The following is a 12,218-nucleotide window of genomic DNA, read 5'->3' on the forward strand; positions in this document are numbered from 1 at the left end:
GCCGCCCCGGACGGTACGGGCCGTGTGCGGGTCGGCGCGGTCGCCTCGGTGGCGCGGCCAACACCGGGTCACGTGCGGGGACGGCGCGCCGCCATGGCACCCTTGGACCGGCGGCCGGACGGCCCCCATCGGTTTCGACGAGGAGCGGGCAGAGTGCAGCGCTGGCGTGGTTTGGAGGACATCCCGGAGGGCTGGGGGCGCAGCGTCGTCACCATCGGCTCGTACGACGGGGTGCACCGCGGGCACCAGCTGATCATCGGGAGGACGGTGGAGCGCGCCCGCGCGCTGGGCGTCCCCGCGGTCGTGGTCACGTTCGACCCGCATCCCAGCGAGGTCGTACGGCCCGGCACCCACCCGCCGCTGCTCGCGCCGCACCCGTTGCGTGCCGCGCTGATGGAGCGGCTGGGGGTGGACGCGGTGCTGGTGCTGCCGTTCACGCGGGAGTTCTCGCAGCTGTCGCCCGCCGACTTCGTCGTCAAGGTGCTCGTCGACAAGCTCCACGCGCGTACGGTCGTCGAGGGCCCCAACTTCCGCTTCGGCCACCGGGCTTCGGGCGACGTGGACTCGCTCGCGGAGCTGGGCGGCACGTACGACTACGACGTGCTCGTCGTCAACCTCTACGAGCGCGGCACCGCGGGCGGCGGCGAACCCTTCTCCTCCACCCTCACCCGCCGCCTCGTCGCCGAGGGCGACGTCACCGGTGCCGCCGAGGTCCTCGGCAGGCCGCACCAGGTGGAGGGCGTCGTGGTGCGCGGCGCGCAGCGCGGCCGGGAGCTGGGCTTCCCCACGGCGAACCTGGAGACGCTCCCGCACACCGCCGTCCCCGCCGACGGCGTCTACGCGGGCTGGCTCACGGCGGCGGGCGAACGGATGCCCGCGGCCATCTCCGTCGGTACGAACCCGCAGTTCGACGGCGTCGAGCGGACGGTGGAGGCGTACGCGATCGACCGCGTCGGACTCGACCTGTACGGGCTGCACGTGGCGGTCGCGTTCCACGCGTACCTCCGTGGGCAGGAGCGCTTCGACACGCTGGACGCGCTGACGCGCCGGATGACACGGGACGTCGACGAGGCCCGCGCCCTGGTCGCGGCGGCCGACGAGGCCGCCGCCGGAGCCTGACCGGCGCCCGGCTCCCCGCTCGCGGACCGCGTCGACTCCCTTGCTAGGCACGGGAGTTCGTGTTTCCGTGTGGGCGCAGGGTGACGTTCCCGTGACGACGAAGCGCGGGACTGCCGGGGGGCGGGGGCCGTGGGCGAAGTGGGTCCGGACGTGTTCGTACCGCCGCGCGCCGCGCGCCGGTGGTGGCTGCGGGCCGGGGTGGCCCTGGCCGTCGTGGGCGTCCTGGTGGCGGGCGGACTCAAGGCGTACGACGAGTGGTTCGTGCGGTGCGCCGACGGGGTGCGCGAACGGGGACCCGACAGCGTGTGCGTCGGGGTGACGGACGGCACCTACGTCTTCGGCGGGCGGCCACTGGCCGACGTCAGCGCCCGGATCGCCGCCGAGAACCGCCGGGTGGCGGAGTCCGGACGGCCGTGGGTCTCCGTCGCGTACACCGAGCCGCTCACCCGGGGGCCGGGCGACCGGGGCGCGGCAGCCGTACAGCAGGCGCTCCAGGGCGCGTACCTCGCGCAGCGCGAGCTGAACAGCCACGGCCGGGGCGGCCGGGGCACCCTGCCGCAGATCAGGCTGCTGCTGGCGAACAGCGGACCCGGCGGCGCGTACGGGGAGGAGCTGGCCGCGCAGCTCGGCGCGATGGCCGACGACGGGTCGCGGCCGCTCGTCGGCGTGGCGGGCTTCGGTCAGAGCACGGAGACCACGGGCGCGCTCGTCGCCGCGCTGCGCGAGCGGGGCGTGCCGATGGTGGGCGCGACCGTCGCGGCGGACGAGCTGGCGTCCGCGACAAAGCCCGGCTTCTACCGGGTCAGTTCGCCCAACGCCGACCAGAGCGCCGCCTCCGCGCGCTACCTCGCCGAACGGCAGCGCGACGACGCCGGGTTCCGGGTCGCCGTCGTCAAGGACCGCAAACGGGACGACAGTTACAGCGCCTCGCTGCGCGAGGGCTTCGCGTCGGCCGCCGCACGCCGCGACCTGGAGGTGCGGGGCGGGGACCTCAGCTACGACTCCTCGCTCCCCGGCGTGGAGAACGCCCTCGCCTCGATCGCGGACAAGATCTGCGAACGCCCGCGCGGCGAACGGCCCGACGCGGTGTTCTTCGCCGGACGCGGCCCGCAGCTGCGCGCGTTCATCGAGGCGGCGGGCTCCGGCGGGCGCCGCTGCCCGACCACCGTGCTCAGCGGTTCCAGCGCCGTCGGCCTCTACTTCGGCATCCGGGACGACGAGGGCGCGCGCGCCGGTTTCACCGAGCGCTGGGCGGAGAGCGGGGTGAAGGTGCGCTACACCGCGTTCACCCATCCCGAGGTGCCCGCCGAGGCGTACGCGGGTGGCGACGCTGACCCGTACCCGGGCTTCCGCCGGTCCTACCTCGAGCAGCGCCGGTTCGGCGGGGAGGCGGGGCTGCGCAGCGGGCAGGCGATGCAGGGGCACGACGCGGTGCTCGCGCTGGGGTGGGCGATCCGCGCCGCCGCGTCGGAGACCGGCACGGAGCACGTCGGGCCGGGCGAGGTCCTCCAGATGCTCGACCAGCTGGACGCGTTGAGCGGCGTACGCGGCGTGGCCGGGCCGATCGCCTTCGACGACGCCGGGAACCCGGTGGGCAAGCTGCTGGCCCTCGTCGAGATGGACCCGCGCGACGAGGGCGCGTACCGCTACGTCCGTTCCGTGCGCCCCTGAATGCCTCCACGCGCCACCGTGCGCCCCCGCTGACCTGCGAAAAACGGGAAGCCGACCGGACCGGCAACCCCCGTAAAGCCCTTGTGCGGGCGGCGTTCCGGCCGTTGGATGTACGGAACGCAGGCGTCGGCTGACCGCCCGTCACGCCGCCGCGTTCCGGAGCACGGTGGGGGGTGTGCTGTGGTGGAGGAGACGGAGCCGGCGGGGAAGTCCGAACGGGACCGCGCCGTACGGGAGTTCGTACGGACGCGCCTCGTCCGTACGCCCGAGGCGGAACCGCCGGTCAGCGTGCTGCTGCTGGGGCCGCGCGGCAGCGGCAAGACCACCCTGCTGCGCCATCTCGCCGACTGGGGACGGCTGTTGCCGGTGGCGCACGTGGACCTCGCGACGCGCGGGCGGCACGGCGAGAAACCCCTCAACGTACTGACCCGGCTCGTCTTCCAACTCAACGAGAACAAGCGGGACTTCCCCCGGCTGACGTTCCCGACCTGCGGCCTGCTGCTCATCGCCGTGTCCACGCGCGTCGACCTGTCCAGCCGCGAACGGGCCGTGCAGCAGCTCCGGGAGGCGCTGGAGGCACCGCGCGGACAGCGCGGCGAGCGGATACAGGCCGTGCTGGAGGCGTTCGCGGAGACCGCGGCCACCGTGCTCGGCGCCCCCAGCTTCGCCATCGCGCCCGCCCTCCGCCTGCTGCCCACGAGCCTCGGCGGCCTCGGCCTCGTCTCCCGCCAGCGGCTCGCTCGCCTCAGACGCCGCCAGGACGGGGGAGTCCCCGACGACTTCATCGTCAACCTCAACATGCTCTACAACGAGCGCGAGAGCGCCGAGCGGGAACGGGCCGAGCAGGTCCTCTTCGACGCCTTCGTCGCCGACCTCCAGCAGGCGTACGCGTCCCGCTCCGCGCAACGTAGACGCACCACCAACTGCCTGCTCCTGCTGGACAACGCGGACAGCCCCCTCGGCGGACAGTTCCTCGAACCGCTGCTGCGGGCGCGCGAGAAGGCCGACGGCCGCGACCCGCTGCTGGTGCTCGCCACCGCGGCCGCCCGCCCCGAGGCGCTGGTACGGCGTGAGGCGTACGGGCCGCCGCGGTCCGGCACGTACCTGGAGTGCTGGGACGGCGACCGGCGCTTCCGGCCCGTGCGCGTGGACGGCGTGCTCCAGGTCGGGCAGCTCCGCGACCTGCACCGCCGGGAGGTCAACCGGGCGGCGGACGAGACGCTCGCGCAGCTGCCCGACGACGCCGCCATGCCCGACGCGGACAACGGCGCGCAGTGGCTCGGCTGGCTCGTGCACGAACTGACCCGCGGCCAACCCGCCGCCACCGCCGCCGTGCTGCGCGCGCTACGCGCGCAGACCGCCACCGAACCGTGGGACGAGCGGCTGCGGCGGCTGTTCACCCCCGAGCTGGTGCACGGCATGCTCGACCGGCTGCTGCCCACCGGCACCAGCGTCGAGCTGCGCACGATGCTGGCCCGCGCGGCGGCGGCCGTGCACCTCGGACAGGCGGGCGCCGCGCGTGAGCTGTGGCGCGAGGCCAGCGAGGCCGTGCACGCGGACTACGACCGGTTCTCCGGCGACCCGCTGCGCACCATGCACCTGACCACCGGCGACGCCCTCAGCGACGGGCCGCACGAGACGCTCCACCCCGTGCTGCGCTTCCTCCTGCTGCGCGAACTCGCCCTGGCCGACGCCACCTCCGACACCTGGGACGTCGCGCACACGGCGCTCAGCCTGCGCGCCTCCGCCCGCGCCGACGCGGGACACGACGACGAGAGCTGGGCCGTCGCCTACCACGACCTGGCCTCCGGCCACCTGGAGGCCGCCGCCACGCACCTCGACGGCTGCTTCGGACGGATACCGGCGGAGGAGTGGTGCCGGGGGCTGGCCAGGCTGCGCAGGGCACCCGTACGCACGCGGGGCGGCGGGCTGCCGGGGCCGCCGCGGCGGGAGTTCGAGTCCCTGGTGCGCTTCCTGAACGATCCGGAACGGCCCCGGGACCGGCGGATGAAGGCCATCACCCGGCTGCTGGCCGCGAGTTGGATCGCGCCGGAGCCGCGCGACGAACAGGCCACCGACCGGGTCGGCGACCCGTACCGGAACCCGCTGGGGGACCCGTACGCCGAGCTGTACCCGGACATCAGGGAGGAGTTCCTCACCCTGCGCGCCATGGTCGACGACGAGGCCGACCGGCACGTGTTCCTGCGGAAGTCCGAGCAGTACGGGAGGCAGCCGTGGTGGTGAACGGAGACGACGTCCTGCCCGTGCCGCGGCCCGCGCCGCGCTGGAAGCTGCGCGTCGCACTGGCGTTGGCGGTCGTGGCCGCGCTGGTCGCGGGCGGACTCAAGGCGTACGACCAGTGGTTCGTGCGGTGCGCGGACGGCGTACGGGAGCGGGGGCCCGACGACGAGTGCACCGGGGTGACCGACGGGGCGTACTCCTTCGACGACTCCCTCGACGACGTGACGCGGCGCATCCACGCCGAGAACCGGCGGGTCGGGAAGTCCGGGAAGCCGTGGGTCTCCGTCGCCTACCTCGAACCGATGACCCTCGGCCCCGGCGACAAGGGCCGCGAGAGCATCCGGCAGGAGCTGGAGGGCGCGTACCTCGCGCAGAAGCGGGTGAACGACCCCAGCGGCGGCCAGGGCGACACCCCGCAGCTCAAGCTGCTTCCCGCCAACCCCGGTCGCGGCTCCGAGCAGTGGTCCGCGCTCGTCGACCAGCTGTCGGGCATGACCGGTGGCGACCACCCGCTCGTCGCCGTCGCGGGCTTCGGCCAGAGCCTCGACACGACCCGCAGGGCCGTCGACGCGCTGCGCGAGCGCGGGGTGCCCATGGTCGGCTCGACCGTCACCGCGGACCAGCTCAGCGACCCCGACGAGCTGGGTTTCTTCCGGGCCGTCGCGCCCAACTCGGCGCAGACGTCGGCCATGGCGAAGTACCTGAAGGGGCTCCAGCAGAGCCGGAAGAAGGGCTTCCGTATCCAGGTCGTCAAGGACCGGAACGCCGACGACATCTACAGCGCCTCCCTCCTCGACGGCTTCGACCGAGCCGTACGGCGCGCCGGGCTGGAACTCGACCCCGACGTCCTGCCGTTCGTCTCCCGCGGCGACGCCCTCGCCAACTCCCTGGAGTCCGTCGCGGACAAGATCTGCCGCCAGGCCGAACTGCCCGACGCCGTCTACTTCGCCGGGCGGGGCCGGGACATGAAGGGCCTCATCGAGGCCGTCGAGGGCACCGGCCGCGAGTGTCCGGTCACGCTCTACACGGCGGACGACGCCGTCGGCCTCTTCTTCGACCTGCGCGCGGACGACAACTCGGCGTACGAGCGGTTCCGCCGGAAGTGGGAGCGCACCGGAATCCGCGTCCAGTACACCGCCCTCGCGCACCCCGACGCGAGCGGCGACATCTACCCGGGGGCGCGCGCGAACCCGTTCGAGCCCTTCCGCGACGCGTACGCCGAGGAGTTCGGTGACGCCGACACCCAGCTGCTGAACGGGCAGGCCATGCTCGGCCACGACGCCGTACTCGCCCTGGGGGCCGCCATCCGCGACGCGGCGGGCTCCGACGGGCGGGGGAAGGTGAACAAGAACGCCGTACGGGAGCTGCTCGTGCAGCTGAACGGTGAGCACCGACTGTCCGGCGTCAGCGGGCAGATCGACTTCGACGACGCGGGGAACCCGCGCGGCAAGCCGCTGCCGCTGGTCGAGCTGTGGCCGCGGGCGGCCGACGAGTACGCGTACCTGCGGGTGCTCAAACCCTGACGGGCCACGGGGGCACCGGTCCGGAGGGGACCGGCACGGACGAGGCGGGGGCCGAGCGGTGAGGGGCGGTGCGGAAACGCACCGCCCCTCATCCGTGGCGTCCGTACCCGCCGCCGAGGCGGGTCGCGTCGGCCGGCTACCGCTGCCAGCCCCCCTGCGGGGGCTGCTGCGGCTGTCCGTACGGCGACTGACCGTACGGTTGGCCCTGCCCGTACGGCTGGCCCGGGAGGGGCTGGCCGGGGAGCGGGGGTGCCAACTGCGGCGGCGGGTTGCCGTCCGCCGTCCACAGGCCCTGCTCCTGCTGCACGCGGGCGAAATCCTCCGCGATCATGGCGGACAGGTTGAAGTACGCCTCGCGGGTCTTGGAGCGCATCATCTCCAGGTCCAACTCGGCGCCCGCCGACAGGTGTTCGTCGAACGGGATCGTCACCACGCCGCGGCAGCGCGTCTCGAAGTGGGCGACGATGTCCTCGACCTTGATCATCTTGCCGGTCTCGCGCACCCCGGAGATCACGGTGATGCTGCGCTGCACGAGATCGCCGTAGCCGTGCGCGGACAGCCAGTCGAGCGTGGTGCTGGCGCTGCTGGCGCCGTCGACCGAGGGGGTGGAGATGATGATCAACTGGTGCGCGAGGTCCAGCACCCCGCGCATCGCCGAGTACAGCAGGCCCGTGCCCGAGTCGGTGAGGATGATCGGGTACTGCTTGCCGAGGACGTCGATGACGCGGCGGTAGTCGTCGTCGTTGAACGTCGTCGAGACGGCCGGGTCCACGTCGTTCGCCAGGATCTCCAGGCCCGACGGGGCCTGCGAGGTGAAGCGGCGGATGTCCATGTAGCTGTTGAGGTACGGGATCGCCGTGACGAGGTCGCGGATCGTGGCGCCCGTCTCACGCCGGACGCGGCGCCCGAGCGTACCCGCGTCCGGGTTCGCGTCGATGGCGATGACCTTGTCCTGGCGCTCGGTCGCCAGCGTGGCGCCGAGCGCGGTCGTGGTCGTGGTCTTGCCCACGCCGCCCTTGAGGCTGATCACCGCGATGCGGTAGCAGGACAGCACCGGCGTACGGATCAGGTCCAGCTTCCGCTGCCGCTCCGCGTCGTCCCGCTTGCCCGCGAACCGGAAGAGGGCGGCGCGTGCCGGGTTCTGCGAGCGCCCCCGCTTCTTGGGGTTGACGAGGCGGTCCGAGGACAGCTCGACCGAGGCCGTGTAGCCGAGGGGTGAACCGGCGCCCGCCGCCTGCCGACGCGGGTCCTGCTCCTGTTGAGGAGGGGCCTGCGGCGGTTGCTGCTGGGGCAGCGGCGGCTGCTGCGGTGAGGGCGACGCCGTCTGGTCCTGCCCCTGGACGCGGTGCTGGTGCTGGTGCTGCTCGTGCTGCGGCACGGGGGGCGGCACCGGCGGTGGCGCGTGGCCGGGAGCGCCCTGCGGTTGCGGCGGCTGGGCCGGTGGCGCCGCCGCGGACGGCTGGTGCTGCTGCCCGAGGGCGGCGGCACCGCCCGCGGCGATCTGCGGGCCCTGGGACACCGGCTGGCCGTGGCCGTGGCTCTGCCCCTGGCTGTGGCTCTGACTCTGGCTCGGGGCCGGTCCCGGGGGCGGCGGGGGCGGCATCGGCGGGTAGCCGTAGCCGCCGGGCACCCCCTGCGACGGGGCCTCGGCCGTACCGGTCGGCTGGCCCGGACCGGGAGGCTGCGGATAGCCGTAACCGGCCGGGGGCACGGGCCCCTGCGGCGGGTGGGCCCCCGGCCCGTAGGCGTTCGGGGGGAGCGGGACGGGCACGCCCGGCTGGTAGTACGGCGCGCCCTGGGCGCCCTGCGGCGCGGGGTGCTGCCCCGGCGGCGGCACAGGCGGCGCGAACTGGCCCGGGTAGGGCCCCGGGTACTGCCCCGGCACGCCGGGAGCCGGTGCCGGGGCTCCCGGCACGGCGTCCTGCGCGGGGTGCCACGGTGTGCCGGGCGGGGGCGGCACGGGCTGGCCGTCGGCCCCAGCGGCCGGATGCGCGGGCTGGAAGTCCGGTGGGAGCGGGGGGAGTCCGCCCGGAGCGGCGTGCGGCGGAGGCGCGTCCCAGGGCTGCGGCGGGTTGGTGCCGTAGCCGGGCGGTACGGCGTCCTGCGGCTCGGCGTCGCGCGGTATCGCGTCCCACGGCTCGGCGCCACGCGGAACGGCGTCCTGCGGCACGGCATCTTGGGGAACGGCGTCCTGGGGCACCGCGTCCTGGGGGACGGCGTCCTGCGGCTCCGCGTCGACCGACGCGGCGTTGAAGTCCATCGTCAGCGAACTGGACGCGTCCGTCGGTCGCCCGGCGTCAGCGCTCCCGGGCGTTCCGGCCGCCTCGGCGTCGCTCGAACCGTCCAGGCCGTGCGGCTCGTCGCCGTTCTTGAAGCGGGCGATCTCGCGACGCAGGGCCGCCGAGGAGAAGCGCATCGTCTCGGTGCTGCGGCCGCCGCCGACCGGCGTGCCGACCGACTGAGCGACGCCCACCGGCTCCTCCGCCCCGCCGTCCGCGGGTGCCTCGTCCGCGACGGGGGTGCCGTCGGCGTCCGGGGCCACCGTGTCGGCCGCACCCGTGGCTGCCGCCTCCGGGGTCGCCGACACACTCGCCGAAGCCGCCGACTCCACGTCGGAGACATCCGTGGCGTCCGCATCGCCCGAACCGTCCGTCCCGGCCGGGGCCTTCTCCTCCAGCGGCGAGGACGCGCCCACGGGCGCGGAACCCTCACCCGGGGACGGCTCCTCGTCCACGGCGGCCGACGGCACGGAAGGCGTGCTGTCCACGTCGTCCTCGGACGCGGCGTCAGCCTCGGACGCGGAGGATTCCGCTTCCTGCGTGTACCAGGCCGGAGGCGTGTAGTCGATGGTGAACTGGCCCGTCGACTCCGTATCGTGCTCGGACTCCGGGTCCGCATCGAGCCGATCGGTGTCGGGTGTGCTCCCGCCGACGCGGATCTCGTCCCGATCGCTGCTCACAGTGCCTCCTGCTGCTGTGGTCGTACACCCCGGTCAGGGCTGGGCGTACTCTCCCAGCCTAATCACCCCTACGCAGGACGCGGTCAGCCGTCCAGCCCCCGGAACACGCCGCCACGATGCGGTACTTCACCACGGGAATCCAGCCCTGTGGAAAACGGTGAGCCGGTCCCCGGCCACCGTGCCCCCGCACCCGGGGAGGTCCCCCGACCCGCCTCCGCCCGCGCGGCGCCGTGCGCACACCGGCATGGTAGTTGCCAGGGCCTCCCCGCAGCCATGACGGGAGCCCGACGGGCGGCGCCCACCACCCTCGATCGCGGTCATGGTGGGCCCGACGCCCCGCAGAACTGGACAGACACCTAGGGTCTGCCCGGCCGGAAGGACGCCGTCCACCGGCACACCGCCCGCGGACACCCCGTCCACCGGGACAGCGCTCACTCGTCCACCGGGACAGGGCTCAGCCGGGGGCGGCGCTCAGGCGGGACAGGGCTCAGTCGACGCGCCGCGGAACGCCCAGCAGGCCGGATTCGGCGTCGGTGGGCTGCGTCAACGAGTAGCTGCGGTCACGCCGCGTGCACCACAGGGTCACCCCGTCACCCAGCGTGGACAACGCCTCCTCGTCCACCGCCGGCAGCGACATGATCCGGCCGATCTGCCGTGCCTCGTCCGGCGACACCCGCTGCACCCCGACCAGCGCGGCCCCGCGCAGCAGTCGCGGTGCCACCGGGCTCAGGTACGGCAGCAGCGTCAGCACCGACTGCCACGGCGCCGACGCGACCCGGCCGCGCGGCGGCCGTACCCCGCAGTCCCGCAGCACCAGCACCGGACTGCCCACCGTCGCCCCCAGTGGAGGGACCCGGCCTACGTCGTGCAACGTGATGCATTCGAGGCCGCCGCCCGCCGCCTGCACCATGTTGGTCCACGCCTGGGGACGTCCGGTCTCCACCGCGACACGCGTGCCCGTGCCCGCCGTCCGCAGCGCCAGCGTCTGCGCGGTCCACAGGCCGCCGACCAGCACCACGTCGTACGGCACGGGGTGGTGCAGACCGAGCACCTGCGGGCGCCCGTCCGCGTCGGCGCCGACGACCACGCCGTCGTCACCGATCGGTACGGACAGCGCGGCCAGTTGCTCCGCGGGCAGCGCGTGCCGCGACCCGCGTGGACCCCGCAGCCGTCCCAGCTGCTTGATGCCGAGCGCCATCAGCGCGCACCCCCCAGCGGCAACGTGGCCAGCACACCGGGCAGTTGCTCGCGGTCCAGCCGTACGAGCGTCACCTTCGCGTCCTTGGCGACCCGCTCCAACTGGTGCCGCGCGGCCGTCAGTTCCGTGTCCGAGCCCCCCGTGACCCGGATGTGCCCGTCCATCGACACCGACCCCCGGCGCAGGCCACTCGCGAGGGTGAGGCTGAACGTGGTGGTCAGCGCCGGTATGGCGGTCAGCAGCGACACCAGGCGCGGCAGCGGTGTCGCCGCGAGCCCCAACTCCGGCCAGCGCGCCACCCCGTACGTGGTGTGCCAGCGGTCGTCGCACCGCCAGGCCCGCTGCGACTCCACCGTGCGCCGGGTCGGCGGGGTGTCCGGCTGACCGGCCCGCGCGGTCGCGATCGGGTTGACGCACGTCGAGGTGGCGACGGCGGCGATCAGCTCCTCCTCGTTCAGCAACGTGGCCCGGAAGCCCGCGCCCGTGGCCCGGCTCGCCAGCTGGTCCGCCGTACGCAGCAGGGTGCGCTGCGCGCCCGCCAGCCCGCCGCCGCGCGCCTCCACGGCCTCCCGGCACAGCTCCGGGTCGAGCTTCAGCGCCACCCACGTCAGCCGCAGCGCGGGCGAACCGGCCTGTGCCTGCAACGGCGCGTAACTCCGTCTCGCGACGGCCTGTTCGGGCAGGTGCGGCGCCGGGGCGGGCTGGGTGTGCTGCACCAGCTGCACCGACTCCAGCCGTATGCCGTCCACTTCGAGCGCGTCGTGCAGCAGCCCCAACGGCAGCGCGCGGGCGCCGTACGCCGGGCGCAGCGCCGTGTCACCGGGCTCCAGCCGCAGCAGGGCGGTGAGGAAGCCCCCGTCGCCGATCATGCCCACGGTGCGCCGGTCCCGGTCGACGAACGCGTACGTCCGCAGGCCCGGCGCGCACTCCACAGCCGGTGCCAGGCCGGGGTCCACCCGCTCGGTCAGCGGCGCCGCCGCCCGCCGCTGGCGGGCCCGCAGCTCCAGCACGGTGGACAGCCACTCCCGTAGCGAACGCTGCCGCCTGCGCATCAGCGCCAGCACCACCAGCCCCACGGCCACCACGCCAGCGGGCACCAGCATCAGCTCGTCGATCGCGGCGCCGACCACCAGGGCGGCCAGCGCCAGCTCGACGAGCACGAGCTGTTGCAACCGGAACGGTCCGATCCGGCTCGTACGCGTCTCCGCCCGGAGCGTCGTCGAGGCAGGGGGCGGTGCCGGGGAGACGTTCGCCACGGCATCGGGGGCGGTCGCTCCCGGAGCTGTGGAACGGGCCGCGGTTCCGCGGCTGCGCGTCGCACCGACCATCGCCGCAAAGCCCCCTCATGTCCGAATTCGCCCTGGTTATCAGGGGCGTTGACCGACCGGTCACCCTACCGGAGCAGCGGGGGAGAATCGGCTACGGGCATAGTAGGTGCCCGGTCCGACAATCGGGTATCAGCGGCGGGACGGGGACACGGGAGACCGCCGGTGGGGAGAAGCATCCA

Annotated in this window: 7 protein-coding genes; 4 read left to right on the plus strand and 3 right to left on the minus strand. The window is 74.4% G+C overall.

All coding sequences use genetic code 11. The features are described 5' to 3' along the window. Positions 1–153 precede the first annotated feature (153 nt). The 4 genes from D7M15_RS22565 to D7M15_RS22580 all read left to right on the plus strand — a co-directional run bounded on the left by D7M15_RS22565 (position 154) and on the right by D7M15_RS22580 (position 6,554). On the plus strand, positions 154–1,119 hold the full coding sequence (locus D7M15_RS22565) for a bifunctional riboflavin kinase/FAD synthetase (protein ID WP_121519162.1): 966 nt from the start codon (positions 154–156) through the stop codon (positions 1,117–1,119). Between the two features lie 129 nt (positions 1,120–1,248). After that, a complete protein-coding gene (locus D7M15_RS22570) occupies positions 1,249–2,790 on the plus strand; it encodes a hypothetical protein (RefSeq protein WP_240649428.1) in 1,542 nt (513 codons plus the stop codon). A gap of 183 nt (positions 2,791–2,973) precedes the next feature. Beyond that, positions 2,974–5,034 (plus strand): ATP-binding protein, encoded by a 2,061-nt coding sequence (locus D7M15_RS22575; protein ID WP_240649429.1) that lies wholly within the window; start codon positions 2,974–2,976, stop codon positions 5,032–5,034. Then, positions 5,025–6,554, plus strand: a complete 1,530-nt coding sequence (locus tag D7M15_RS22580) for an ABC transporter substrate-binding protein (RefSeq protein ID WP_121519164.1) — start codon at positions 5,025–5,027, stop codon at positions 6,552–6,554. The genes D7M15_RS22575 and D7M15_RS22580 overlap by 10 nt, the downstream gene beginning before the upstream one ends. Positions 6,555–6,690: 136 nt before the next feature. On the opposite strand, the gene D7M15_RS22585 is transcribed toward D7M15_RS22580, so the two are convergent. From D7M15_RS22585 to eccE, 3 genes are all read right to left on the minus strand, one after another. Continuing rightward, positions 6,691–9,513, minus strand: coding sequence for an SCO5717 family growth-regulating ATPase (locus D7M15_RS22585; protein WP_121519165.1), 2,823 nt, complete (start codon positions 9,511–9,513; stop codon positions 6,691–6,693). Between the two features lie 487 nt (positions 9,514–10,000). Beyond that, a complete protein-coding gene (locus D7M15_RS22590) occupies positions 10,001–10,711 on the minus strand; it encodes a hypothetical protein (RefSeq protein ID WP_121519166.1) in 711 nt (236 codons plus the stop codon). Beyond that, positions 10,711–12,039 carry a type VII secretion protein EccE gene (gene eccE, locus D7M15_RS22595; RefSeq protein WP_121519167.1) on the minus strand — a complete coding sequence of 443 codons (1,329 nt, stop codon included), beginning with the start codon at positions 12,037–12,039 and terminating at the stop codon, positions 10,711–10,713. Before eccE ends, D7M15_RS22590 begins: the two co-directional genes overlap by 1 nt. Positions 12,040–12,218 lie beyond the last annotated feature (179 nt).

Origin of the sequence: Streptomyces sp. Z26 (assembly GCF_003665095.1) — a bacterium.
GTDB lineage: Bacteria > Actinomycetota > Actinomycetes > Streptomycetales > Streptomycetaceae > Streptomyces > Streptomyces phytohabitans.

Excerpts from the sequence above, each read along its gene's own strand:
- D7M15_RS22590 (WP_121519166.1), bottom strand. The coding sequence starts at position 10,711 with ATGGCGCTCGGCATCAAGCAGCTGGGACGGCTGCGGGGTCCACGCGGG.
- eccE (WP_121519167.1), bottom strand. The coding sequence starts at position 12,039 with ATGGTCGGTGCGACGCGCAGCCGCGGAACCGCGGCCCGTTCCACAGCT.